This is a genomic window from Clostridium vincentii, assembly GCF_002995745.1.
In the GTDB taxonomy this organism is placed as follows: Bacteria; Bacillota; Clostridia; order Clostridiales; family Clostridiaceae; genus Clostridium; species Clostridium vincentii.
The window spans coordinates 26,319-52,507 of record NZ_PVXQ01000008.1 but is presented as its reverse complement, the minus strand read 5'-3'; the positions used below and the strand labels follow the sequence as shown (position 1 = coordinate 52,507).

The following is a 26,189-nucleotide window of genomic DNA, read 5'->3' as shown; positions in this document are numbered from 1 at the left end:
GAAACAAAGATAAAATTTAAACTCTAGAGCATGAATCTCTAACAATAAGCTCGGCACTATATGTATATTGAGGCTTGTCTATTCTTCCTTCAATCATATCAATAATACATTTTGCTGCCCTTATTCCCATTTCTTCCTTTGGATGTTTTATTGTTGTAAGTTTAACATCTGATGAAACAGCTAAACTAGAATCATCAAAACTTACAATTGATAAATCTTTAGGTATTTTTATACCTTCTTTTCTGCAATTATCTATAACCCTTAAGGCAACTTTATCATTGTAGCAAACAATTGCCGTTGGTCTATTTTCAAGCTTTAATATCTTTTTAGTAAATTGATCTATGTACATTTCCTCATTATCTGTTATATATTCTCCTACTATATTTTTGTTTAGGCTCAAATCATATTCTTTAAGAGCTTTTATATAACCTTTTCTACGTTTTTCACCTTGTAAATCATCTGCTTTAAATATTGCAGCTATATTCTTATGACCAAGCTCTAACAAATAATTGGTTATCTTATAACCGCCCTGTTCATCGTCTACTATAATAAAAGCAGAATTTTCTTCATCACAATTAGCATTTATTGCAATATATTTTATATTGTTGTGTTCTAATTTTTTAATGCTTTCATGATGCAAATTATTTATAGTACTTTGTGCTGGCTCTACTATCAATCCAGCTATATCTTGATTTATTATATTTTCAAAACAAATTCTTTCATTTTCAATATCATTATTACTATTGAATAGCAATAAATTATATCCCTTTTTCCTAAGTTCCTCTTCTATACCTGATATGATTTTAGGAAAAATATAATCCGATATATAAGTTGTAAGTACTGCAATGTTTTTTTTAGTTTCTTTTAATTTCTTATTAGCGTAAAAACTTCCTTTTCCTCTTTCTTTATATATCCAACCTTCTTGAACTAAATAAGTAAGTGCCTGTCTTACAGTATGCCTACTTACATTAAATATACTTGCCATTTCATTTTCAGAAGGTAATTGATCTCCTGCAGAAACTTTTTTCTCTTCTACCGTGTTGATATAATATTGTTCAATAATCTCGTGTTTTGTTTCAGCTTCCTTCATTATCTTCAACTGCTTTCATCAAATAAAATATATCGTACATTCTTGAGTTACTATCCTTTATAAAATAATAGCTTGAAATAGTTGTACGTACTTAATGTTTTTTATTATATATCTATTTTTCTATTATATCAATAGCTTTTATAAATATATTTAAATATATTTCATGTTATATATATTACATTTTAATATTTCATCATGAATATCCTATTTAAGGGCTCATTACTAGGTTGTTTTATATAATTTATATTTCATCTTATATCCTATTTCTCCCTTGCAAAAAATATTTTACTATTTTATGTTGTATGTACAAGTCAGTTGTAATATAATATTGTTGTGCATACATCTAAGATTTGTTTGTACATATGAAAAGGTATACTTAATCAAATAATTATTTATTATATAGGAGGAATATTGAATGTTAAAATTAAAAAACTATGAATTTTGGTTTGTTACAGGAAGCCAATCTCTTTACGGTCCTGAAGTAATAGATCAAGTATCAGATAACTCTAAAAAAATTGTTGAAGGGTTAAACACTAAAAATTTACCTTATAAAATTGTATTTAAAACAGTTGCAACTACTTCTGATTCAATCAGAAAGGTATGTAACGATGCCAATATCGATGCAAGCTGTGCTGGTATAATTACTTGGATGCATACATTCTCACCAGCCAAAATGTGGATTCACGGATTAACTCAACTTAGAAAGCCACTACTTCACCTTCATACTCAATTTAATAAAAAGATTCCTTGGGGAACAATTGATATGGACTTCATGAACTTAAACCAATCTGCTCATGGAGATAGAGAATTTGGATATATTGGAGCTAGGCTTGATATAGCTCGTAAAATAGTGGTTGGACACTGGACAGATGATTCTGTTTCAGCTGAGATAGCTAAATGGATGGCTCCTGCCGTTGCTGTTACTGAAGGATCCGCAATTAAAGTTGCTCGTTTTGGTGATAATATGAGAGATGTTGCTGTTACTGATGGGGATAGAATTGAAGCTCAAATTAAATTTGGTTGGACTGTGGATTATTATGGTGTTGGTGACTTAGTTGAATCAATAGATAAAGTTACTAAAGATCAAGTTGATGAACTTATGGCTGAATACGCCACATTATATGATACTGATCCGAAAGCTCATATAGATTCAATCCGTGAACAAGCTAGAATTGAAATTGGTTTAAAAACCTTTTTAGATGCCAAAGGTTATACCGCTTTCACAACTAATTTTCAAGCACTTCATGGAATAAAACAGCTTCCAGGTCTTGCCGTTCAACATTTAATGGCTGAAGGCTATGGATTTGGTGCTGAAGGAGATTGGAAAACTGCTGCACTGCTTAGAGCTATGAAGATTATGGCCAGCGGAAAAGGTACAGGCTTAATGGAAGATTATACTTATAATCTTGATTCTGAAAATGGATTGATACTTGGTGCACATATGCTTGAAGTGTGTCCAACACTTGCTGGAACAAAACCAGTTATTGAAGTACATCCACTTGGAATTGGAGATAGAGAAGATCCTGCCCGTTTAGTATTTAAGGGAGCTTCTGGACCTGCAGTTGCTGCTTCATTAATAGATATGGGTAACAGATTCCGTTTAATTGTTAATTGTGTCGATGCTATTGAAATGACTGAAGATATGCCTAACTTACCAGTAGCAAGCGTTCTTTGGAAGCCCCAGCCATCATTGAAAGAAGGAGCAAAAGCTTGGATTATTGCAGGGGGTGCTCACCATACTAGCTTCTCATTCGTAGTTGATGAAGAACAATTAGTGGATTGGGCTGACATGATTGGTATCGAATGTGTCTTAATTAATAATGATACTAAAATTTCAACTTTCAAAAATGAATTAAAATTTGCTAGTGTTGCTTGGAAATAACTATATCATTTCAAACCTCAAAAGGAAGTAAGATATCTTTAATATCTTACTTCCTTTCTTTGTTATGCTATTGCTTTTACTTGATCTATAGATTTCTCTTTTCCTAATCTCTTTACCGACCTATAGAACATTATCCCTGTGATCACACTTGCAATAGAATCACATACAGGTCCTGATAACCATACTCCATTTAATCCAAAAAACTTTGGTAATATTATCATACAAGGTATCATTAATATAACTTGTCTTAACAAACTTAAGAACATGGATACTTTTGCCTTACCTATAGATTGAAAGTAATTACTACTAATTACCTGAAATCCTATTACAGGTAGCATAAATAAGAATATTCTTAGTCCATTTTTACCTATATCAATAAGCTCTGGATCGCTATTAAAGACTTTTATGAAAAGTTCAGGTACAGCTTGAGTTGCAGCCCAACCTAAAGTCACCATTATAGTAGCAGCTATTGCTGCATATTTAACAGTTTGTTTTACTCTATCGTATTTTTTAGCACCATAATTATATCCTATTAAAGGCTGTGAACCCTGATTTAATCCAAATATAGGCATTAAGAACATCATTGCTATACTATTTATTATTGTCATTGCCCCTATGGCTAAATCTCCACCGTACTCTTTTAGTGCATTATTAGCTAATACTTGAACTACACTTTGAGCTACCTGCATACTAAATGGGCTCATACCAATTGAAAATATACTAATTATAATTGTCCTATCTAATTTTAGATTTTCTTTTTTAATTTTTATATTTGACTTACCCTTTGTAAAATAATAAACTACCCAAATCGTTGAAGCTATTTGAGATATAACAGTTGCTATAGCTGCACCTTTTACTCCCATATTAAATGTAAATATAAATACTGGATCTAAAATTATGTTAATTATCGCTCCAATTAACATAGAATGCATTGCTATCCTAGGACTTCCATCACTTCTTATAGAGTGATTTAATCCGAAACTCATCATACTAAAAATAGTTCCTGCAAATATTATTCCCATGTAATCTCTTGCATAGCCTTCTGTTTCTGGACTAGCTGCAAAAATATTTAAAATTGGATTTAAGAAAATAAGTCCTAATATTGTTATTGCTGCACTTATTATTAATATAAGTATAAATGCATTACCAATATGCTTTTCAGCTTCATCTTTTTTACCTTCTCCAAGCTTCAATGAAATTCTAGCACTTGTGCCTATGCCAATTAGCATACCAAAAGCTAAAATTATAGTCATAATTGGCATTGTTAACCCTACGCCTGTTAGCGCTATGCCTCCAACATCAGGTATATTACCTATAAATATTCTATCTACAACATTATATAAAGCATTTACTAGCATTCCAATAATAGCTGGTATTGAAAATTTTAGTAAAAGTTTTGATATTTTTTCTTCTCCAAGAATATTTTGCTTTTTCATATTTTAATTCCTCCTTAAGGGATAACTTATTCTAATTTTCTCCCCTTACAATATTACCCTTGTCCTTGAATTTATTAATTGCACCAGCGACTATTATATCAATATATAATAGTTGGTACAACTATATATTTACATAAAAAAAGACTAAATTATAAAGCTTATGCTTATAATTTAGTCCTTTAAACATTTTTTATTTTGTGCTATTTCTCTTGATTATTTCATAATCAAGAACATAATGTTCTTGTTCTAATTCCTTCTTATTAAGCATCTTAATAAGCATTCTCATAGCAACAGATCCCATATCATAGCTAGGTTGAGATATTGTTGTTATCTTTGGATAGAATATTGAGGCTGTAAAGTTATTGTTAAATCCTATAACACTAACATCATCTGGGACATTAATATTTCTTTCTCTTAACTCATTTATAACACCCATTGCAATTTCATCAGATGCACAAACAATACCATCGAATTCTTTTTTGCTCTCAACGAATTTTACCACGCCATCAAATCCAGCCTTAACCTTTAAAGAGTCAAAATGCATTAAATCTTCATCTAATGATAATCCAGATTCTTCTACAGCTTTCTTAAACCCAGCAAACCTGTCTCCCCAAGCATTCTTAGCATTTTCTTCCACGCCTATGAACGCTAACTTTTTAATGCCTTTTTCAATAAGATATTTAGTACCATCATATACCGCACTAACATTATCTATAGTAACACTTGGCAATGTGCCTTTTTCATCCTTAGTTTCAACCAAAACTGTCCTTATATTTAATTCAGTAATTAGCTCTAATATTTCTTCATTAAGAGAACTACTCATATAAATTATTCCATCAACCATTTTTTCACTAAGAACCCTTAAGTACTCTTTTTCCTTTTCTGGATCAAAGTCAGAGTTACATAGTATAACATTATAATCATATATATTTGAAACATCCTCTGCTCCTCTTACAATCTCAGGATAGAATTGACTTGATATATCCGGAATTAATATTCCTATAGTCTTAGTTCTTTGTGTTTTCAGACTTCTAGCTACAATATTAGGTCTATATTTCAGCATCTTTATAGCATCCGTAACCCTCTTTTTTGTGTCTTCGTTTACAACATCGATATCGTTTAACACTCTTGAAACGGTTGCTATAGATACACCTGCTTCTCTTGCTACATCTTTAATAGAAGTTGCCATTTTCTTATCACTCCCATTTTTATTTATTTTCATCATTTAATTATACCTATATATCCTCCCAATAACAAGCAATTATCTCTTTTTTTTATAGTTTTTGTCGAAATATCAATAATTTTTTATTTAATTATTGAAATTAAAGATATAAAGAACTAATTTGTATCTTTTAATTTAATATTTATTAGATTATTTATATAAGGTCTTAAAGGGTTCGACTTTATTAATTAACATTTATGTATTTTTTTATGGCATACTCATCTCGTTGTAATATATTAGAAGATTTTATTAGGAATAATGGTGTTAGCAGTACTTGCTATTAGTTCTTACACACATTATAAAAATATTAAAAAGGATACTTTTTAGGTTTTTTAATTACAAGGGTATATCTTTATAAATATGGATATTTTAAATTATGAAGAAGCCCTATAAATTTGCAACAAGCTTTATATTATTTATTAATATAATCTTAGCTTCACTAATTTTGATATTATATAATAAGGTAGTGATATTTGTGATGTAGCATAGAGACCTGATTTTCAATTCTTCTTTGGTATTTTTATTAGAGCTATATATAATAAAAAAAGGAAGAACTCGCCCTACTTAAATTAGAACGAGTTCTTCTTTTTTATAAGTTGAGGACGTTAAAATTCTCTACATTTCTATAAGTTCCTCTTTATTCGCATTAAATACTTCTATTTTTAAAAAATCAGCTCCAAATCCTCAGATTTCCTATAACTTCTTATCTTCTTTTCTTTTTATCTTATTAAATAGATATCTTATTTTATATAGTTTCTGCAGATTTTCAATGAATATAACTGATCTAAGGACAGAAAAAGGACTAACGCAGATTTTACTCCACATTAGTCCTCTAAAATTATTAAACTACTTTAGCATCCATACTAAGAGTTTCACCATTTATAACAGTTTCAGTATAATCAGCATCCTCTGCTCCAAATACCACCTCCACTGTTAATGTTTCTTTCCTAATATTATCTGCATATTTTTTAATTACATCAATTAGCATATCATTATTAGCCACATATAGTTTAATCTTATCTGCAACTTGAAAGCCTTTTTCTTTTCTCATAGTTTGAATTTTTGAAATCATTTCTCTTAAATGTCCTTCTTGTCTTAACTCATCTGATATATGAGTATCGAGAACAACTCCGATTTCACCTTCACCTGCAAAGGCATATCCTTCTAAGCCCTGCATTGTTACAAGAATACTTTGTGAATTTAACTCTATTTCAGTGCCATTAACATTAATAATTTCAGTGCCACCATTTCTAATCTTTTGAGCTAGCTCCATTTGATTTCTAGCTGATATTTCTTTTTTAATTCCTGGTATTAATTTACCATAAGCTCTACCAAGTACAGGTAGGTTTGGCTTAAGTTCAAAATTAACATGTTGTGATAAATCTGCACCAAACTTAATGTTTTTGATATTTAACTCATTAGTTATAATCTCTCCATAATATTCTGGTAAAGAGCTAACTGAAATTAAAATTTCTGGAAGCGGCTGTCTATTTTTAATATTAGCAGCATTTCTAGCACTTCGTCCAAGCTTAACAATACTATAAGCTAAATCCATTTCTTTTTCTAAATTCTTATTTATAGCCTCTTCATCAACACTTGGCCAAGTACATAAATGAACACTTTCCGCTGCATTTTTATCTAAATTAGCTACTAAGTTTTGATAAATCTCTTCTGTTATAAATGGTATAAATGGTGCTGCAACCTTAGATACTGTTACAATTACTCTGTATAAAGTTACATAAGCTCCAATTTTATCATCAGTTAAAGTCTCTGACCAATATCTCGATCTGTTTCTTCTTACATACCAATTTGATAATTCATCAGTGAAGTCTCCTATTGCTAGAGCCGCACCTGTTATATCATAAGCTCCTAATTTAGTATCAACATCAAGAACTAAGGTGTTTAACTTAGACATTATCCACTTATCCATTACATTATCTGCTTTGAAATCATCATATTCTAATGGATTGAAGCCATCTATCTCTGCATAAAGCACATAGAATGAATATACATTCCATAATGTACTTAAAAACTTTCTTTGAGCTTCTGCAACATCATCAATTGAAAATCTTGTTGGTAACCATGGCGCACTAGCTGTGTAGAAATGCCATCTTGTAGCATCTGCTCCTTGAGCATCGAGTACCGAAATTGGATCTACTACATTTCCCTTTGACTTAGACATCTTTAAGCCCTTCTTATCAAGAACATGACCTAATACTATACAATTTTCAAAAGGACTCTTCTCAAAAATAGCAGTAGATATTGCTAACAAGGTATAAAACCATCCTCTTGTTTGGTCAACAGCCTCTGAGATAAATTGAGCTGGAAAATTGTTATCAAATAATTCTTTATTCTCAAATGGGTAGTGTAATTGTGCAAACGGCATTGAACCTGAGTCAAACCAACAATCTATAACCTCTTTAGTTCTCTTCATTTCCTTTCCACATTTTTCACACTTCAAATAAACATTATCAATATAAGGCTTATGAAGTTCTATGCCCTCAGGTACATCTATACCCTTTTGCTTAAGTTCTTCAATACTACCTATACATTCTTGATGTCCACATTCACATTCCCAAATCGGTAGTGGAGTTCCCCAATATCTGTCTCTTGAAATACCCCAGTCAATAACATTTTCTAAGAAATTACCCATTCTACCTGTTCTAATATTATCAGGATACCAATTAACAGAATTATTATTAGCCACAAGCTTATCCCTTAGAGTAGACATTGCAACAAACCAACTTTCCTTTGGATAGTATAAAAGTGGCGTGTCACATCTCCAGCAGTGTGGATATGAATGAAGATGTTTTTCAGCCTTAAACAACTTATTATTTTCCTCTAAGTATTTAACAATGCCTTCATCGCACTTCTTAACAAATTTTCCAGCCCAAGGAGTAACTTCTTCTACAAATTTACCCTCCTTATCTACTAGGTTAATGAAGTCAATTCCATTAGCCTTTGCAACTTTACTATCATCTTCACCATAAGCAGGAGCAATATGAACTATACCCGAACCATCTGATAAAGTAACAAAATCGCCATGAATTACTTCAAAAGCCTTACCTTCTACCTTACCAAAAGGCATTAATTGGTCGTACTTCATTCCAAGAAGCTCGATTCCCTTAAATTCTTTTATTGTTTCATAATCTTCTCCAAGTACTTTTTCTGCAAGTTCCTTAGCAATTATGAAAATTTCTTCTCCAACTTTAGCTTCAATATATATATATGATTTGTTTATACATAAAGCTAAGTTTGATGGCAATGTCCAAGGAGTCGTTGTCCAAGCTAGTATATATTTATTTTCTTGTCCTTCTACCTTAAATTTTGCAATACAAGTTAAATCCTTAACATCCTTATATCCTTGTGCAACCTCATGAGAAGAAAGAGCGGTTCCACATCTTGGACAATATGGCATAACTTTATGTCCCTCATATAAAAGATCCTTATTCCACATTTGTTTTAATGCCCACCATACTGATTCTATGTATGAATTATCATAAGTTACATAAGGCTGTTCCATATCAACCCAATATCCAATCTTCGTAGTCATTTCTTCCCACATTGATACATAGGAAAATACACTTTCCTTACAATCAGTTACAAACTTTTCAACACCATATTCTTCAATCTGACCTTTTCCTGAAATTCCAAGTTTCTTCTCTATTTCAAGTTCAACTGGAAGTCCATGAGTATCCCAGCCAGCTTTTCTTATAACTCTATACCCCTTCATAACTTTATATCTTGGGATAATATCCTTCATAACCCTTGTTAGTATATGTCCTACATGAGGTTTACCATTTGCTGTTGGTGGACCATCATAAAATGTAAAATACTCACCATTTTCATTCATATTAAAATTCTTCTTAATAACATCTTTTTCTTTCCAAAACTCTGCAACATTCTTTTCCATCCCTACAAATCCCTTTGGAAGTTCAACTTTTTTGTACATTATTTCATTCTCCTCTCTATTTTTATATAATTAACTTTCTTAAAATTATTTGCCTTTAAGTTCTCTATTAATCACTATTTTAGTAGTAATAAAAAATAAAAAAACTCCATCCAAAAGGACGAAGTTATATTCGCTATACCACCTATAGTAATTACATCTCATATTTTAAGATGTCTCTTCAAGTACTTTCATACTCTATCCTTTAACGCAGGCAAAAACGAGAAAACCTACTAAGCTTAAGCCTTTCAATTACCAACTCCTAGGTGATTTTTCTTAAGTTCCTCTATAACTTTCCACCAACCAGTTATTCTCTTAAAGTAGAAAACTTAAGTACTTTTCCTAATCATAATTTTTATTCATCTTATTATATACCTGAGTTTCAATATTTGTCAATTACACGCTGCTCTCATTGAATAACTTGCCAATAGTGTTATACTTAAGGTGGAATTCAATAATATCCATGAATAACAGTACATAATTAAAAATAAAAAAATATTGAAAGAAGGCTTTATAATGTCAAATCTAAAATTTAACGTTAGCGAAAGATTATCTAATGAAAAAGCAAAGGAAATAAGACAAAATGGACAAGTTCCTTGTGTGATTTATGGAGTAGATTTAGAAGAAGCAATTTCTGCAAAAATAAAGAAGACCGACTTACTCAATTTAATAAGTTCAAATACATCAAGTTCTTTAATACCTTTAAGTTTTAATGGAAAAACAAAAACTTGTGTAGTAAAAGAATTACAAAAAGATACTTATGGAAAAGTTATGCATGTTGATTTCCAAGCAGTTAATAAAAGTGATGTTCTTAAATTGAAACTTCCTGTAACCTTTTTTGGACACGATAATTTAGATATTAAGAAATTGATTTTAGAGACATTCTCTCCTGAATTAGAACTTCAAGGTGTTGCATCAAAGATGCCTGAAACTTTAGACTTTAATGTTGAGAATTTGAATTTAGACGATAAGATACTAGCGAAGGATATTAAATTACCTAAAGGTATCTCATTAACGTCAGACCCTGAAATTTTATTAGCTATAGTAGCTAATTTAAGTAATGCGCCTGAAGATAGTGAAACTGTTGAAGCTGCTGAAGCTATAGTATCTGAAGAAGCTTAATTTATTAATTAAAAGGAGGAAAACATTTCCTCCTTTTAATTACATTTCTTATTTTAATACTCTATTAAAATATAGTTCTACTTAAAAGCATTGTAAATAGCTTTTATTCCTTTTTCAAAATCATCATTTTCTATTCCAACTAGTATATTAATTTCTGACGAACCTTGATCAATCATTCTAATATTTACATCAGCTTTTGTTAAAGCGGTAAAAACTTTAGAAGCTACCCCTTTATTTTGAGCCATACCCTTACCAACTGTAGCTATTAATGCCATGTTAGGATGGACGACTATTGAATCTGGATCACAAGCTTTCTTTATTTGTTGTACTATTCTATCTTTTTTATTTCTAAGTTCACTATCTGAAATAACAACACAAACCGTATCTATGCTTGATGGCATGTTTTCAAAGGATACATCATTCATTTCCAATATTGAAAGAACCTTCCTACAGAATCCAAGTTCTGAATTCATCATAGCTTTCTCTATTGAAATAACAGTAAAGTCCTTCTTACCAGCAATACCCGTTACTGTCTTACTTTGCTTTTCGTTAGTCTCTTCTATAATAAATGTCCCCTTATCTTCAGGGCTGTTTGTATTTTTAATGTTTATAGGAATTCCAGCTGCTAAAACTGGAAATATAGCTTCTTCATGAAGTACTGAAGCTCCCATATAAGATAATTCTCTAAGTTCTTTATATGTAATGTGGCTAATAGTTTCTGGATTTTCTACTATTCGCGGGTCCGCCATTAAGAATCCTGATACATCTGTCCAGTTCTCATATAATTCTGCCCCGGTACCAGCTGAGACTAAAGCTCCAGTTACATCAGATCCACCTCTTGAAAAAGTAATTATCTTCCCGTTCCTATCTGCTCCATAAAATCCTGGTATTACAGCCCTCTCTATATTTCCCAAAACATCCTTTAATGCCTTATCGGTTGCTTCACTATCTAAAGTTCCATCCTCATCAAATATCATAACTCTTTGGGCATCAACAAATTCATAACCTAAATACTCAGCTAATATTAATCCATTTAAGTACTCTCCTCGACTCGCTGCATATCCTTTTGAAGCTCCTGCCTCAAGATCTTTTTTTACTATTTCCAAATGTTTCTCAATATTATAGTCTAAACCAAGCTCTTCAACTATTTCAATAAATCGTTCCTTAACATACTTAAAAACATCGTCTAATGCTATACCAGTCTCAACATGAGCATGGCATAAGTATAATAGGTCTGTTACCTTTTTATCCTTACTATTTCTTTTCCCAGGTGCTGAAGGTACAACATACCTTCTTTTTTTATCTGCTAAAACAATATTCTTAACCTTTTTGAACTGTGAAGCATCAGCAAGTGAGCTTCCTCCGAATTTCGTTACTACTATATTCATCTTATTTCCCCCAAATTTTTATACTGCATTCATAAAATTTATTTTATCAAATTTTAAGATATTTTCAATATTTTTTTATATCTTCATCTATTATATCATGATTTTGTTGATTATTTTTTTTAAGAGTTAAATCTTGCTTGTCCACTGTGTAATTATATATTGAATACTGTTATAATCTTATAAGAGTATTTTTGAAGGGAGCTAACTATGAATAGTAAATTTTATTTACATAATGGGAAAAATGGAAAGGCCGAGGGAGGACGTCCTTGGATATATATTGATGAAATTAATGAGTATGATGGCGAATATGAAAATGGGGATATAGTTGAAGTATATAATCATAAAAGTTATTTTATAGGAAAAGGTTACATAAATGACAAAAGTAAATTAACTATCAGGATTATGACGAGAGACATAGATGAAGAAATAGATAGAGAATTTTTTAAGAGAAAATTCAAGTGTGCTTGGGATTATAGGAAGACAGTTATAGATACTTCATCCTGTAGATTTATCTTTGGTGAAGCGGATTTACTTCCAGGCTTAACTGTAGATAAATATGAGGATTATTATGTGGTACAGATTTCTACCCTAGGTATGGATCAATATCGTAGCATAATTGTTGATATTCTTATTAATGATTATCAAGCTAAGGGAATCTATGAAAGAAGTGATATTAAAACTCGCGAAATCGAAGGTCTTGAGCAAAAAAAAGGTTTCTTAACAGAAGACTTTGATACAAATATTCTAATAACTGAAAATGGAGTTAAGTATATAGTTGATTTAGAAAACGGTCAAAAAACTGGCTTTTTCCTAGACCAAAAGGAAAATAGGGCTGCCATTCATAGAGTTTGTAAGGATAAGGATGTGCTAGATTGTTTCACTCATACTGGCTCGTTTGCACTTAATGCGGGTCTTGCTGGAGCTAAGTCTGTTCTCGGAGTAGATGTATCTGCCCATGCAATCGAATGTGCAACAAAAAATGCAGAGCTTAATAATTTACAGGACAGGGTTAAGTTTGAATGTCATAATGCCTTTGATGTATTATCCACTTGGTCTAAAGAAGGCAGAGAATTTGATGTAGTTATCCTAGATCCTCCAGCCTTTACTAAATCAAGAAACACTGTTAGTGGCGCAAAGCGGGGCTATAAAGAAATCAATCTTAGGGGATTAACAATGGTTAAGTCAGGAGGATACTTTATTACATGTTCCTGTTCTCACTACATGAGTGAAGAAATGTTAAAAGCAACTATAAATGAAGCAGCTCATGATGCTCATAAGATTTTACGTCAAGTAGAATTCAGAACTCAATCTGCTGATCATCCAATTCTATGGGCTGCTGATGAAAGTTATTACTTGAAGTTCTTTGTATTCCAAGTTATATAATTACTGCTCATCCTATGATATGTTATAATATAATAAAATATAGAAAATAGGGGGAGTTTACAATGATAACAGAAAAAATGAATTTACTTTATGATGGATTAAAGGAAGAGGGATTTGAGTTATCTAGTGCTTCTTATGAAAAGGATGATTATCACATTTTCTATAAGAGCGGATTAGTATTAACAATTGACTTATCAACACAACAAATAGAGGCTACTATGATGTATTTTGATACAAGTCATGAATTTATATCCTATATCTATGATTTAGATACAGCTACTGCCTTTGAAGATTTGTTGGAGCATATATCAAATATAATATCTACTAACAGTACACTTTTAAAATGGAATTTAACTTTATATGAAATAATCTACTTAGATAAATTAATTTTTCTTTCAAAGAGAGATCTAGAACAAGGTATTACACCTGAGAATTCAAGCACTATAAAAATAGATAGAATAATGGACTTTGATAAGTCCCTTTTTGAAATGTTGCTTGGAACATCTAATGAAAGTAATCAAATTACTTTACTTTATAATAAATTAAAAGCCCAAGACTTTAAAATAGTATTAATAGAAAAAACTAATACAGGTCTATCAAATATAACTAGAGCTTTATTTATTAAGGATGGGGTATTAATACCAATATTTTATGAAGAATCTGGCGTAGTATTATGTGGAGATATTTATTTCCAAACTAATAAGAAGATTGTAGACAATCTATATATTGATGATTCTAATATAGTAGATGAAACTAATATCTTTATTTTATATAGAATAAAATTCTCTGAGTCACTATTTGAGGATGTAATTTCTATAATGGATAACTCTAATATTATCTTTAAGAAAATGGTTGATAATGGCTATGATAAAATAGATTTATCTAACAGCGTCGACTATTTAACTAACAAATATAATAGTAATCTATCGTCTATCAGCAATGGATTATCCCCTGAATATTTGAAAATGTTAGGAATGAAATAATTCGTTTTGTTAGAATTACAAGAATAGTAGCATCAATATAATTGATGCTACTATTTTTTATTAATATTTCAACGGTTTACTTGCTCTATAATTATTTAAATAATATCTGTAATCTATCCTTATAGGACCAGGCCAAACAATGCTTAGGATATCCCTTTTTATTCGCTTCTCCTACCCTAAGTATATATCTCGTTTCCGAACAATTAATAATTTCATGCCTTAGTGCCTTTAAAACTAGTTCTACCCGGCTTGCATATATCTGCTCTAATCCATCTAAAGGTTCTCCCCAGGCAGCGATAATATAATTAGCTTCATGTATTTCCTCTGCTATTATTTTATCATTATAGAATTCATTATCATTTCCTTCTACATATTCTTTACCCTTTAATATACATTCCTCATAAATATCACCTTTATCATATTCATACAAAGCAAAAAGATTTACAATTGTCACTTTTTTTATACCCTCAATTTCATCCTTATTCTCTACTAGAAACTTAACTACTCTTTTATATAAACTGTTACAACTATCTTCCTCTAATCCCTTTGGAGCTCTTGATATAACTAATATGTTACTCCCTTGAGCTCCTAAATCAAATGAAATTTTATAACATCTTTGTCCTTCTTCATCTTCAGTAATTGTAATATTTTTCTTCTTTATAGCTCTAGGATATTTACATCTACACATTGACATTGAACTTCCCCTTTTCTAACCGATTATTTATAAATATTTTTATAAGGTCTAACTTATTCCTATAATATGCTTTTATAAATATTCGGGACCACTTAGAGTATATTTTTCAGAATTCAATACCAGTTATTTTCTTTATAAATATAAACTACCCTACCTATCTGAAGTTTTTTCCTTGATATACATCATTATCCACCATAGCCTTATCTATAGCATTTAAAACTTGCCATTTCTTTAAACTCCACATAGGACCTATAAGTAATTCCCTTGGTGCATCTCCTGTAAGCCTATGTATCACCATATTTTCTGGAAGCATTTCAACTGATTTACATAATAGTTCTATATACTCTTCTTGAGATAGAAATTCTAATTCTCCCCTTTCATATAGTTTAACTAAGGGAGTATTTTTCATTAAATGTAGCAGATGAAACTTAACCCCTTGAGCTCCTGAATGAGCAATATAATCTATAGTTTTTAGCATATCCTCTTTCTTTTCTCCAGGTAGCCCTAAAATAGAGTGAACAACAAAATCTATATTTCTCTTTTTTAACGACTGTATAGCTTCCTCAAAAACTGGAAGTTTATAGCCTCTATTAATTTTTCTAGCCACATCCTCATTTGAAGTCTGCAGCCCTAGTTCTACCCACACATAATGTTTCTTACTTATCTCCTCTATCAGGTCTAGTACATCCTCCCCTAAACAATCAGGCCTTGTAGCAATAGCTAAAGCTACTACGCCCTCTTCCATGAGGGCTTCTTCATACTTTTCTTTTAGAATATCAACCGTTGCATATGTATTAGTATAAGCTTGAAAATAAGCTATATACTTTCCGGTCTTCCACTTCTTCGCCATCATGGTTTTTATATCTTCAAATTGCCTGCTTATAGAAAAATCTCTATCTCCTGCGAAATCTCCTGATCCCCTTTCATTACAGAATAGGCAACCACCTTCACTTATTGTTCCATCTCTATTTGGGCAAGAAAATCCTCCATCTAAAGAGATTTTAAAAACCTTCTCACCAAATTTTTCTCTTAAAAAATAATTTAAGCTATGATATCTCTTTCCATTCCATTCTCTTGTCATCTTCAATCACTCCTATAGAAAATATCATAACAGATTAAATTATAATTGCCAAAGCTAAATCTTACTCGCTAGATTTAACTAATTTTCCTTCTTTAACATCCACTATATATGTTCCTGCAGCTTCTTTTTCTTCTCCTATAGCCTCCACATTAATAAATGTTCCTTCTCCTGTGACGCTGAAAATATTAACTGAATACGCTTCCCTTGGAAAGAGCTCATCAAGCTTTAATGGCATTAGTTCTCCCTTAGGATTTTTGTATATTTTAACCCTATTTCCTAGACCTTCTTGTTTTCCCTGTATAATTAATTCTCCATCATCCTTAGAAAATAATAGCTTCTCAACTTCTTCATCTTGTAAAAAATCATATCCTACAATTCTTTCTGCAATAGGTTTCTCTAGAATTTCATCCAAATTAGTATCCATATCCACATTTTCTTTTCCATCAGATTGCCCAACAGTTGCTTCTATCTCCTTTATCATGGCTACAGCTATAAATGTATTATCTCCCTCAGTTAATGTGATAGCTACTCTATTCCCTTCAAATCCAATGCTTATTTTATTAAACTCACTCTCAGGAACTGTCTCCTTGCTTAAAGTTACTTCCTCCTTCTTAGGATAAATTTCCCGAGGTAAATCTCTCATTCTTAACAATAATTTAGTTTTACCTGACTCCTCATCTCTAATTCTTAGAGTATCTTTTTCTTTATATACCTGTTTAATACTACTCACTTTAATATCATCTATTAAATATTTATCGTCTTCCTTCATTATCTTTAAAACAATTCCATCTAAATCCGCTGTTAAAGCTGCTGTATTTCCTCTTAGAACTATATATTTTAAATAGGCATAGTTAGCCCCTTCCTCAGCCTGATCTAGCTTATAAGAATTTATTTTATTTTCTTGCATTTTAACTACTTCTTCTTCACTTATATCTTTATTACGACAATAGCTATTAGCCTCTTCAATATTTCCTAATGCTAGATTCTTCATATATTCACTTCCTGTGTTCATAGCTTCCTTTATGTCAAATAGATGTACAGTTACCTCTTCCATAGATGCGTTACAGGCAACTATGGTAAAAACTAGAATTAAACATAATATTCCTATAAAAAATTTCTTCACAAAAAACTCTCCCTTCCTTGTCTCATAAATTTAGTTTTCCTAAGAAATTTTTCCTTATACTTCAAAAATAGAATAAATCACTATACTTCATTAATATATTGTTAATAGAAAAGTTTTAGAAAGTAGGTAGATTGTGAAAAAAGAATTAATTAAAATATTTCAAGTAGCGGTAGTTTTTATTGGTACCATCGTCGGTGCAGGGTTAGCCTCGGGTAAAGAAATAACTCAATTTTTTACTCTCTTTGGAATAAAGAGTTTTATTGGTATTATTCTTTGTGGTGCTTTTTACATAGTCATGGGAAGTGTAATATCAAAGATAAGTGTCAAATATAGCTTAAATTCCTACAGTGATGTAATGAATATTATTAGCCCTAATATTTTTGGTAAGCTTACCGGAGTAATTACTACACTTTATTTAATATCCAGTGCTTCAATTATTCTTGCAGGTAGCGGGGCCTTAATAAATCAATTTTTTGGCATCCCTAAAATTATAGGTTCTCTTATTATGCTAGCTTTGGCTCTGTTTTTTTTACTTAGAGGAACTAATGGACTAATAGAAGTCAATTCTTTTATAGTTCCTGCCTTGTTAATTACAATCACTACTATAACTTTGTTCTACTTCTTATTTTGTAGTGATATGGTTACCTTTGATTCTATAGCAAGTTTCCCAGCAAAGAAGGGAAACATCTGGATTTCTACCATTCTTTATGCTGGTTATAACGTACTTTCATCATCCGGGGTTTTAGTCCCGTTAAGTAGCAAAATGAATAATTCAAAAACTATGGTTAGAGGAATAATATTGGGTACCTTAGGCTTAACTATACTTTGTACTATGATTAATCTTATGCTAACTATAAATCAACCTTATATTTATGAATATGAAATACCCTTACTATTTGTGGCCCAAAGATTTGGACCAATTATGCAAGCCTTGCTTTTAGTTATTATTTGGCTTGAAATGTTCTCAACTGAAGTATCTGATGTGTATTCCATAAGTAAAACCCTTGAACAGAGCTTTAACATCAAATTTAAACATGGTATTTTTATTGTTTTAGCTTTAGCTCTGCCAATTTCTCAGATAGGCTTTACTAATTTAATTACAACTCTCTATCCTATTTTTGGTGTATTGAGCTTAATCTTCATTGTGCAATGTATAATATTTTATTTCAAAGATAAAAATAAATGTAACTCTCAAAATTTTAAATGAATATTTTAATCCTTTAGGATATAAAATAAATAGGATAAATGAAATTTAAACTCATTTATCCTATTTGTTTTAGGTACATGAAAGAAGATAACATACTGATTTGTTATTTTTTGATTGTGCCTTAATTTTTCGGGTAACTAAAGTAGGGTCTTGCTCCACTCCTTAACCTATTTTCCATTGGAGGGTAAAATCTACTATTCCCCCTAAGCTCCGCTATTCTTGTAACTCCTACATAAACATCAGAAATTTTATACCAGGTAGCATAATCTACTATTCCTGTAATAGGCAAATTGAATACTTCTTGAAATACTTTAACTGAACTAGCTGTACTTTCTCCAAACACCCCGTCTATAGCTACCTTTAGAATTAAAGGATAATTGTCAGAAATTCTATTTAAATACTCCTGAACTGACCTAACTGGTACTCCTCTTGAACCTATAGTTAAATTATATCCAGGATAGGAGGATGGACTCCCCTTAACTTGATCTGCAGTTACTAATTCAATATCATTCCCATAGTATTGAGTTAATATTTCATAAGGAACCTTACCTTGATCTCCTAAAGCTTTACTCCCCCATTGACTTAGCCATTCTGGACATATAACATTTTTACCATCACAATACTGAGTTAAAAGAGGTTGCTTTCTCCCAAACCTTCTAACATAAGTAGAAAATATTTCATCAACTATTTCACTTATACTATCATAAAAATTTCTTCCATAATTGAAAGCATGATCATATGCAGTTGAACTAGTTATGTCAAAGTTCTTACCCTTACCTCTATACCATTCTGTATATATTCTATTTAATGTGAAGGATACTATACATAACACATTTGCTCTTATTGTACTTTGCGACCATGTTGGATAAATTTCACAGGATGCAACATTTTTTAAATACTCCTTGTACATAACTCTGTAATTAGGTGCAGATGCATCCTCAGGACCACCTTGATGAACTGTAATAAATTCAGGTATTACTGGCCTTGGAAGAACTACTCCACTTGATGGTGGTGGTAAAGGTTTATCTGTTTCCTCTGGTATCTTCTCTGGATAATTGCCATTTAGTCTGTTTGGCAAAATAATAATAGTCTCTGCCCGACTTGCCCTATTTCCCATTTCAATTAAGTTTACCCTCTGAAGGGCCATTTCCTCTGGAAATACTTGAACTCCTCTTATCAAAACATCCTGAAAACCACTTCTCTCTACGATTACATCATAAATGCTGTAGGGTACATTATCAGAAGGTTCTTGTGAATATTCAAGAGGAGGTGTACTCAAATCTAATGGTTCTGTTAGTCCAATAGAATCTGTTTCAAGATTAATACCCGAAGATACTACTAAGTTATTTGCTTCAGATGGGTTTATTGTCACCTTACACTTATCCACTGGAACATAACTTTCTCCATTAAAGCATTGAACTTTTAATCTACCTCTATATTCCATTAAATACTCCTAATATATTGATTAATTATAATTTATGCTACCATATACTTTTTTGTGAATAACCTTATAATGGTTTTCTTATAAATAAAGCGCCTATCTTATATTCCTCTACATCTCCTAACTTATTTTCTAAAGGCTCTCTTAATAGCTCTCTACCTCTTAAGCTGGGGGCTACCACATTAATAATATTTAAAACCTCAATTATTTCTCTTAAACTATTATAAGCACAAACTTCACCATACCCCCAACTAATATCGGGATAGATGCTATTGGACCTATTCTTTACTGCCCCTACAATTAAATAATATTTCAATCTGTCACCATATAAAAAAGGATCATTTCCCTTACTTATTCCCCACTCCATCATAAGTGCAGCAATGCCTGTCACATGTGGAGTAGCCATAGATGTTCCCGATTTTGTATCAAATGACTCATTAGGTATAGTTGATACTATTCCCTCCCCCGGAGCTACCACACTTGGCTTAAATTCTTCATATAATGTAATTTTCCCACGTCCACTAAAGGAAGATACAGTCTGAGTTATATAGTTATAGCTCCCCACCGATATTATTGACTTTGCTGTTGCGGGAATACCCAAGGTATTATTAGATGTTGGTTGAAGAAATCTAGTCCTTTGATTTAGCCCTTCAACTATAGGCAACCACATATCAAAAAGTCCTTGAAACTCATTAATTACCTTAAGTTTAATTGTCCATTGTCCTGAAACAATATAATTTCCACCACTAACTAAAGATATTCCTATCTCACCATTAATATCAAAAGGCTTTGGACCAGTATTATAAATTTCATATCTATTTTGCGATATTACCCCATCTTCATATCCCTCTTCAACAATTAAAGCCCCAGTAGACTTTCCCATTGGAGTTATTAGCTCTATACTTACCTTAGGCAAAACTGATTTATATAAATTGATTATTACAGCAGTTTCATCATCTGCAACATTAAAACTAATAGTTTTCTCCTGCAATAAAGTTCCACCAATATGATGGCCTGCATCGCCTTCATTCCCAGCTGCAATTACAATTGTTATTCTTTCTAGTGTTGCTACAGTATTTATATATTGCTCTAAAAGACTACTCCCATTATGTGCCCCATCATTAGTGCTTAAGCTAATATTAACAGCTAAAGGTTTATTTAATTCTTTACCTTTATCTACTAAAAATTTCATACCTCTCATAATCTGAGTGCTTAAGGCAAAATTTCCTCTTGTGCATTTAACCATTATTATTGAACTTTTTGGAGCTACTCCATAGTATTGAGGAGCTATAGTTCCACCTGCACAGGCTATACCAGCAACATGGGTTCCATGTTCTTGCAAATCATAGGAAGGTACAACAGTTGATGGATCCGGACTATTTAAAGCTTGGTTTATTAATTCCCTATTATATATGGCTCCGCTTAAACTAAGATCATATATATAATCTATCCTAGTACTTCCATCCTCATTTCTAAAAGCTGGATGAGTATAATCTATTCCTGAATCAATAAATCCAATTACAGTTCCATCTCCTAATAATCCATACTCACTTTGTACTCTCGGTACGCAAGCAGCTCCATTACTTCTCACATCTGTTAAGTATAAGCTCTTAGGTAGCTCTATATACTGTATATTAGGACTTCTAGCAAGCTCTACTATATTATTAACATTTATTGTTACTATTCCAAATCCATATCCTAAATTTTCAAGCTTTGCTCCTATTTTATTAACATAATCATTTACTGCTTGAAACTCATCTCCATAGAGAATAACTACTTCTATATTTCCTTGTGTATCTGGATCTACATTTGCAGCAAAATTTAATTTTCCGAAGAGTTGTTTAGGTATGTTTTTAAACAAATTTGTTTTAATATTAAGATTCTCTATATTTATCACCCCTAGAGATTAATACTAATATTATATGAAAAAACAGGTGCTATATGTTCCTACATATATAGCACCTGTCTTATTTCTATAACGCTATTTCTAATCTTTCTAGCTTAGCAATAACATTAATATTATTCAATTCTACAGTCTCAGTTACAACTGTTCCTTCATTATTAATAAGAAGGGCTCTAGAATTTCCTATAAGTTTTATTTGTCTAATAACTCTCTTCTCTTTTTCCTCTACAAGAAAAATTCCATTATTTACATCCTTAACTAAATGTGCAAAAGCTATATCACCCTTCATTATTCTAAATCCAGACATATCGTTGTCAGATATTTTTATATATAAAACTTTATCTGCAGGATATCCTTCTACTTTATTAGAGTAAATAGGAAGTTCTCTTTCCCCTAGCACTTTTTCTAAGCTATATTCATAAATATTAACCTTTTTCAAAACTGAAGAAAATGCATCTGTCCACACATCTGATGCCTTTCCTAAAATTCTAGGTTGATTCTTTTGTTCTTTTTCGACATATTTGTCTTGTTTTCTTTCTTCCATTAAACCTTCATCTGTTGCAATCATACTTATATCATTTAAGTCTACTTTTAAAAGTTTAGCGACTCTATCAATGAAGTTTTCCTGAGGAACTTTCCTTCCGGTTTCAACCTCATTAACATACTTATCAGATACTCCTAGCTTTTTTCCTAACGCTTTTTGGGAGATCCCTGCTTTTTCTCTTTCTTCTTTAATCTTTTCCCCTACTCTACTCAAAATCCTTATCTTCCTTTCTGATTTGTGGCTATCCATTCCCTTTCCTCTATTAAATGATTCAAAAGATACTCAAAGGTCCATCCAATTGATGTTGGTGTCACTGTTGCCAATATTCCTCCAGTAACCACAGCCCTAACTTCTTTTATGCTCTTCATTAAAAGTTTTTCATCAAAATTGTTAAAAAGCATAAGTTTTTGTTCTGGCAATCTATCATTATAATTCAATATTTTTAAACCACCTATTATATCGTCAAGTTTCATATCTGCCATATCATCTGTTATTACAATCACTTCTAGGTTTGCTTTTTTAAGACCTTCTAGCTCTTCATTTGTAAGTATATAAACTAAAATGCACTTCTTATTATCTAGCATACCTTCACCCCTATTACTCTATTATTTCTGGTTGTTTGTAAGTTTCTCCAAAAGTCTCTACTGTCATACTCTTTATTAGTTGATCTTCAGCAGGTCTATCATCACGATTCCTTTTAGTATTTACTATTTCATCAGCTATTTCTATTCCTTCAATAACTTTTCCAAAAGAAGCATATTGATCATCTAAATGAGGAGAATCATTAACCATTAGGAAGAATTGACTTCCTGCTGAATTTGGATCCATAGCTCTAGCCATCGATAATACTCCCTTTTTGTGTTTCAATTCATTTTTAAATCCATTACGAGAAAATTCTCCCTTTATGCTATATCCTGGATTTCCCATTCCTGATCCTTCTGGGCATCCCCCTTGAATCATGAAACCTGGAATTACTCTATGGAAAATCAATCCATCATAAAATCCTTTATTTATTAAATCTATAAAGTTATTTACTGTATTTGGCGCTATTTCTGGATAAAGCTCTGCCTTAATAACCCCTCTATTTTCTACATTAATAGTAACTATTGGATTTTTCATATTATATTTCTCCCTTCAATTGTTATAATAACTATTGTTATCATATTTCTTGTTATACATTCATTCTTTCCATTATATCTTATTTATTGTGTTTTATAAATGAAAAATATTCCACTATATTAATCCATAGCAGAATACTGCTTTTATATTACTTCAAATTATATTTAATTGATTTTATCTACAGTCATTACCATATAATAACTTTTTACTTATTTTTAATATATTCTCTTCTTTTAAAGAATTATATATTTCTACATTTCCTTCCATTACTGAATCATTAATTAAACCTTTTATCTCTAATCTTCTCATTAATTCTATTGAAGTTCCTAACCCTCCATCTATTATAGGTATATCTCGGCCTAAAATATCTTCTATAACTGGCTTAATAAATGGATAATGGGTACAACCTAACACTATTGCACCTATTTTATTTCCATTAAAATCTTCATATTTATGTCTAATATATTCTTCCACTTCCTTACCCTTTATCTTCCCACTTTCAATAAAGTCCATTAAGCCAGGACAGGGCATTGGAATTATCTCTGCCTGATTTCTATATTTCTCCATTAGATTATTAAATTTTTTCTCCCTTAGGGTGACTGGGGTAGCCATTATTATTATTGGCCCCTGCTTTTTTAAGTTTACAGCTGGCTTTACAGCCGGTTCTATTCCAACTATAGGTATTCCGGGGTAGGTTATTCTTAACGCAGCAACAGCTGCACTAGTCGCTGTATTGCATGCAATTACTATGGCCTTTGTTCCTTTTTTCATTAGAAATTCTACTGCTTTATATGTTAAATTTCTTACATCCTCGACTTCTCTAACTCCATAGGGTGCATTTTTTGAGTCTCCGAAATATATATAATGTTCCTTTGGCATAAGTTTCATAGCTTCTTTTAATACACTAAGACCACCTACACCTGAATCGAAAAAGCCTATGGGCCTATTTTTTCTATCCACTGTATATCACTCCAATTTCTTCTTTATCTATAACTATTTTAGTCCTTTCTATTAAAGAAATCTATATTTAATAAGTAAGTTACTCCGACTTACTTACAATAGTATACTTTTACATGCCCTAACTCTTAAGTTAGGCATTTTTTTCGATATGTATCAACATTTTTTTATTAATATATGGAATTTTTTCGAATTTTGAATTATACTTTACTTATCGACAATATGAGGTGTTATTTATGAGAATTATTCCTATAGAATGTATTCGTGATGGTTCTTTTTTAGGTAAAACCATTTATGATAATAGCGGTAGGGTATTATTAAAAACAGGCGCAGAACTAACTGATACAATTTTAAACAAAATAAAAGAGCTTCAAATACTCTCCTTATACATACTTGATGAATATAGCGATGGTGAAGTTGACGATATTATAAAACCCGAGCTTAGGCAAAAAACTATATCAATACTTAAAGCTACTTTTGCTAATATTAATCGTTTTAATAGTATAAATAACACGGCTGTTACTAACATTAAAGTAACAAAACAAGATTCAAAATATTTTGACGCGATAGCTTCAGTTTCTGAAGAACTTTTAGAAAATATTCTTAGCAATAAAAATATATTAGTAAATTTAGTAGATATTAAAAGTATGGATAACTATACTTATCAACATTGCGTTAATGTTGCAATTCTTTCATTAATAATGGGGATAGGCCTTAGGTTACATAAACGAGATTTACTAAATTTATGTGTTGGAGCTTTAGTTCATGATGTTGGTAAGGTTTTCGTCCCAAAAGAAATTACAAATAAAAATGGACCTCTTACCTCTAATGAATATGCCTTGATGAAGAAGCATCCTAAGAAAGGATATGACTATTTAAGTAAATATTATCAATTAAATAGTGTGTGTAAAATTATAACTCTCCAACACCATGAAAGAATTGATGGTTGTGGATATCCGGAGGCCCTTAAGGAAGATAAAATTAATTATCTTTCAAAAATTGTTTCTATAGCAGATGTCTATGATGCACTAACCTCTGATCGTTCTTACAGACGAGCAATGTGTGCTAGTGATGCATTAGAATATATTATGGCTAATGTTGGTACTATGTTTGATTATAAAATGGTTACTATCTTTACTAAATTGATAGTTCCATTTCCATTTGGAACTATTGTAAGACTTAGTAATGGAGATATAGGAATTGTTCAAGAAACGCCTATAAGCTACCCACTACGCCCTACAATTAAAATAGTTAAAAGTTTAAATCATGAATCTGAGGGTAATTGTGTTAGCTTAGTTAAGGAACTTTCTTTAGTTATATCAAATATTGAGTATAATCTATAAAAAGAGTGATTTATTCACTCTTTTTTTATTAACATACTATTTTTTCTTTTATCATTATTTCTGGGGAATATGTCCTTTTATTAAAAGGGGTATTTTCAATTATGTATTCTGCTTCTTTATAATTTTTCGCCTTAAAAACTATAGTCCAACCAGTTTTGTCATACTTACCAGCACAGATCATGTACCTTCCATTATTACATTCCTCTGAGCCACCCTTATCTACAATAAGACTTCTCACTTCTCCAATATTCTTTAAATTTAATTTTACAAATACATCATTGTTTTTCATATTTTAGCCTCCATGCAAACATTTGTTCTATAG

Annotated in this window: 21 protein-coding genes and 1 other annotated feature; of the genes, 6 read left to right on the top strand and 15 right to left on the bottom strand. The window is 31.2% G+C overall.

What is annotated here, in order from left to right:
* Positions 1–16: 16 nt before the first annotated feature.
* Entirely contained in the window at positions 17–1,090 is a 1,074-nt protein-coding gene (locus CLVI_RS05355; protein WP_106059093.1) for a GntR family transcriptional regulator, read from the bottom strand.
* Between the two features lie 415 nt (positions 1,091–1,505).
* Between CLVI_RS05355 and araA the strand changes: the two genes are divergently transcribed.
* Positions 1,506–2,972, top strand: a complete 1,467-nt coding sequence (gene araA / locus CLVI_RS05350; protein WP_106059092.1) for an L-arabinose isomerase — start codon at positions 1,506–1,508, stop codon at positions 2,970–2,972.
* A 62-nt stretch (positions 2,973–3,034) separates the two neighbouring features.
* Here the strand turns inward: araA and CLVI_RS05345 are convergent, their stop codons facing one another.
* From CLVI_RS05345 to ileS, 3 genes are all read right to left on the bottom strand, one after another.
* Complete coding sequence (locus CLVI_RS05345) at positions 3,035–4,408, bottom strand: MATE family efflux transporter (protein WP_106059091.1); 1,374 nt, start codon at positions 4,406–4,408, stop codon at positions 3,035–3,037.
* Positions 4,409–4,598: 190 nt separating this feature from the next.
* Complete coding sequence (locus CLVI_RS05340) at positions 4,599–5,597, bottom strand: LacI family DNA-binding transcriptional regulator (RefSeq protein ID WP_106059146.1); 999 nt, start codon at positions 5,595–5,597, stop codon at positions 4,599–4,601.
* Positions 5,598–6,471: 874 nt separating this feature from the next.
* Positions 6,472–9,582, bottom strand: coding sequence for an isoleucine--tRNA ligase (ileS, locus tag CLVI_RS05335; protein ID WP_106059090.1), 3,111 nt, complete (start codon positions 9,580–9,582; stop codon positions 6,472–6,474).
* A 111-nt stretch (positions 9,583–9,693) separates the two neighbouring features.
* Positions 9,694–9,938 (bottom strand) — a binding site (T-box leader).
* A 157-nt stretch (positions 9,939–10,095) separates the two neighbouring features.
* On the opposite strand from ileS, the gene CLVI_RS05330 reads away from it, so the two are divergent.
* Complete coding sequence (locus CLVI_RS05330) at positions 10,096–10,701, top strand: 50S ribosomal protein L25 (protein ID WP_106059089.1); 606 nt, start codon at positions 10,096–10,098, stop codon at positions 10,699–10,701.
* 77 nt (positions 10,702–10,778) lie between these two features.
* Here the strand turns inward: CLVI_RS05330 and CLVI_RS05325 are convergent, their stop codons facing one another.
* Positions 10,779–12,089, bottom strand: a complete 1,311-nt coding sequence (locus CLVI_RS05325) for an aspartate kinase (protein WP_106059088.1) — start codon at positions 12,087–12,089, stop codon at positions 10,779–10,781.
* A gap of 207 nt (positions 12,090–12,296) precedes the next feature.
* Between CLVI_RS05325 and CLVI_RS05320 the strand changes: the two genes are divergently transcribed.
* Both CLVI_RS05320 and CLVI_RS05315 read left to right on the top strand, forming a co-directional pair.
* Positions 12,297–13,472, top strand: coding sequence for a class I SAM-dependent rRNA methyltransferase (locus CLVI_RS05320; protein ID WP_106059087.1), 1,176 nt, complete (start codon positions 12,297–12,299; stop codon positions 13,470–13,472).
* Positions 13,473–13,534: 62 nt separating this feature from the next.
* The gene (locus tag CLVI_RS05315; protein ID WP_106059086.1) at positions 13,535–14,455 is read left to right on the top strand and encodes a hypothetical protein; all 921 of its coding nucleotides are present in this window, start codon (positions 13,535–13,537) and stop codon (positions 14,453–14,455) included.
* Positions 14,456–14,546: 91 nt separating this feature from the next.
* Here the strand turns inward: CLVI_RS05315 and CLVI_RS05310 are convergent, their stop codons facing one another.
* From CLVI_RS05310 to CLVI_RS05300, 3 genes are all read right to left on the bottom strand, one after another.
* Positions 14,547–15,149, bottom strand: coding sequence for a DUF1643 domain-containing protein (locus tag CLVI_RS05310; RefSeq protein WP_106059085.1), 603 nt, complete (start codon positions 15,147–15,149; stop codon positions 14,547–14,549).
* 154 nt (positions 15,150–15,303) lie between these two features.
* Positions 15,304–16,230 carry a tRNA modification radical SAM protein MnmL/YtqA gene (gene mnmL, locus CLVI_RS05305; protein WP_106059084.1) on the bottom strand — a complete coding sequence of 309 codons (927 nt, stop codon included), beginning with the start codon at positions 16,228–16,230 and terminating at the stop codon, positions 15,304–15,306.
* A gap of 61 nt (positions 16,231–16,291) precedes the next feature.
* Complete coding sequence (locus tag CLVI_RS05300) at positions 16,292–17,353, bottom strand: nuclear hormone receptor family protein (protein WP_106059083.1); 1,062 nt, start codon at positions 17,351–17,353, stop codon at positions 16,292–16,294.
* Positions 17,354–17,486: 133 nt separating this feature from the next.
* Between CLVI_RS05300 and CLVI_RS05295 the strand changes: the two genes are divergently transcribed.
* On the top strand, positions 17,487–18,560 hold the full coding sequence (locus CLVI_RS05295; RefSeq protein WP_106059082.1) for a YkvI family membrane protein: 1,074 nt from the start codon (positions 17,487–17,489) through the stop codon (positions 18,558–18,560).
* 121 nt (positions 18,561–18,681) lie between these two features.
* On the opposite strand, the gene CLVI_RS05290 is transcribed toward CLVI_RS05295, so the two are convergent.
* The 6 genes from CLVI_RS05290 to murI all read right to left on the bottom strand — a co-directional run bounded on the left by CLVI_RS05290 (position 18,682) and on the right by murI (position 24,527).
* Positions 18,682–20,004, bottom strand: a complete 1,323-nt coding sequence (locus CLVI_RS05290; protein ID WP_106059081.1) for a peptidoglycan-binding domain-containing protein — start codon at positions 20,002–20,004, stop codon at positions 18,682–18,684.
* Positions 20,005–20,068: 64 nt separating this feature from the next.
* The gene (locus CLVI_RS05285) at positions 20,069–21,862 is read right to left on the bottom strand and encodes a S8 family peptidase (RefSeq protein ID WP_242980569.1); all 1,794 of its coding nucleotides are present in this window, start codon (positions 21,860–21,862) and stop codon (positions 20,069–20,071) included.
* Positions 21,863–21,974: 112 nt separating this feature from the next.
* Positions 21,975–22,661: a helix-turn-helix domain-containing protein gene (locus tag CLVI_RS05280; RefSeq protein WP_106059145.1), complete on the bottom strand. Its 687-nt coding sequence runs from the start codon at positions 22,659–22,661 to the stop codon at positions 21,975–21,977.
* Positions 22,662–22,666: 5 nt separating this feature from the next.
* A complete protein-coding gene (locus tag CLVI_RS05275; RefSeq protein WP_106059079.1) occupies positions 22,667–23,032 on the bottom strand; it encodes a DUF3783 domain-containing protein in 366 nt (121 codons plus the stop codon).
* A 13-nt stretch (positions 23,033–23,045) separates the two neighbouring features.
* Complete coding sequence (locus tag CLVI_RS05270) at positions 23,046–23,567, bottom strand: peptidylprolyl isomerase (protein WP_106059078.1); 522 nt, start codon at positions 23,565–23,567, stop codon at positions 23,046–23,048.
* 174 nt (positions 23,568–23,741) lie between these two features.
* Positions 23,742–24,527, bottom strand: coding sequence for a glutamate racemase (murI, locus tag CLVI_RS05265; protein ID WP_106059077.1), 786 nt, complete (start codon positions 24,525–24,527; stop codon positions 23,742–23,744).
* Positions 24,528–24,760: 233 nt separating this feature from the next.
* Here murI and CLVI_RS05260 point away from each other — a divergent pair, with 233 nt between their 5' ends.
* A complete protein-coding gene (locus CLVI_RS05260) occupies positions 24,761–25,867 on the top strand; it encodes an HD-GYP domain-containing protein (RefSeq protein ID WP_106059076.1) in 1,107 nt (368 codons plus the stop codon).
* Positions 25,868–25,895: 28 nt separating this feature from the next.
* Here CLVI_RS05260 and CLVI_RS05255 read toward each other — a convergent pair whose 3' ends face one another.
* Positions 25,896–26,156 (bottom strand): hypothetical protein, encoded by a 261-nt coding sequence (locus tag CLVI_RS05255; RefSeq protein ID WP_106059075.1) that lies wholly within the window; start codon positions 26,154–26,156, stop codon positions 25,896–25,898.
* Positions 26,157–26,189: the final 33 nt, after the last annotated feature.

Bases quoted from the DNA above. Each gene is read 5' to 3' on its own strand.
- CLVI_RS05275 (WP_106059079.1), bottom strand. From the start codon at position 23,032: ATGCTAGATAATAAGAAGTGCATTTTAGTTTATATACTTACAAATGAA.
- CLVI_RS05320 (WP_106059087.1), top strand. From the start codon at position 12,297: ATGAATAGTAAATTTTATTTACATAATGGGAAAAATGGAAAGGCCGAG.
- CLVI_RS05315 (WP_106059086.1), top strand. From the start codon at position 13,535: ATGATAACAGAAAAAATGAATTTACTTTATGATGGATTAAAGGAAGAG.
- CLVI_RS05355 (WP_106059093.1), bottom strand. From the start codon at position 1,090: ATGAAGGAAGCTGAAACAAAACACGAGATTATTGAACAATATTATATC.
- CLVI_RS05260 (WP_106059076.1), top strand. From the start codon at position 24,761: ATGAGAATTATTCCTATAGAATGTATTCGTGATGGTTCTTTTTTAGGT.
- CLVI_RS05255 (WP_106059075.1), bottom strand. From the start codon at position 26,156: ATGAAAAACAATGATGTATTTGTAAAATTAAATTTAAAGAATATTGGA.
- CLVI_RS05290 (WP_106059081.1), bottom strand. From the start codon at position 20,004: ATGGAATATAGAGGTAGATTAAAAGTTCAATGCTTTAATGGAGAAAGT.
- CLVI_RS05310 (WP_106059085.1), bottom strand. From the start codon at position 15,149: ATGTCAATGTGTAGATGTAAATATCCTAGAGCTATAAAGAAGAAAAAT.
- araA (WP_106059092.1), top strand. From the start codon at position 1,506: ATGTTAAAATTAAAAAACTATGAATTTTGGTTTGTTACAGGAAGCCAA.
- CLVI_RS05340 (WP_106059146.1), bottom strand. From the start codon at position 5,597: ATGGCAACTTCTATTAAAGATGTAGCAAGAGAAGCAGGTGTATCTATA.
- CLVI_RS05325 (WP_106059088.1), bottom strand. From the start codon at position 12,089: ATGAATATAGTAGTAACGAAATTCGGAGGAAGCTCACTTGCTGATGCT.
- CLVI_RS05330 (WP_106059089.1), top strand. From the start codon at position 10,096: ATGTCAAATCTAAAATTTAACGTTAGCGAAAGATTATCTAATGAAAAA.
- CLVI_RS05345 (WP_106059091.1), bottom strand. From the start codon at position 4,408: ATGAAAAAGCAAAATATTCTTGGAGAAGAAAAAATATCAAAACTTTTA.
- ileS (WP_106059090.1), bottom strand. From the start codon at position 9,582: ATGTACAAAAAAGTTGAACTTCCAAAGGGATTTGTAGGGATGGAAAAG.
- CLVI_RS05270 (WP_106059078.1), bottom strand. From the start codon at position 23,567: ATGAAAAATCCAATAGTTACTATTAATGTAGAAAATAGAGGGGTTATT.
- mnmL (WP_106059084.1), bottom strand. From the start codon at position 16,230: ATGACAAGAGAATGGAATGGAAAGAGATATCATAGCTTAAATTATTTT.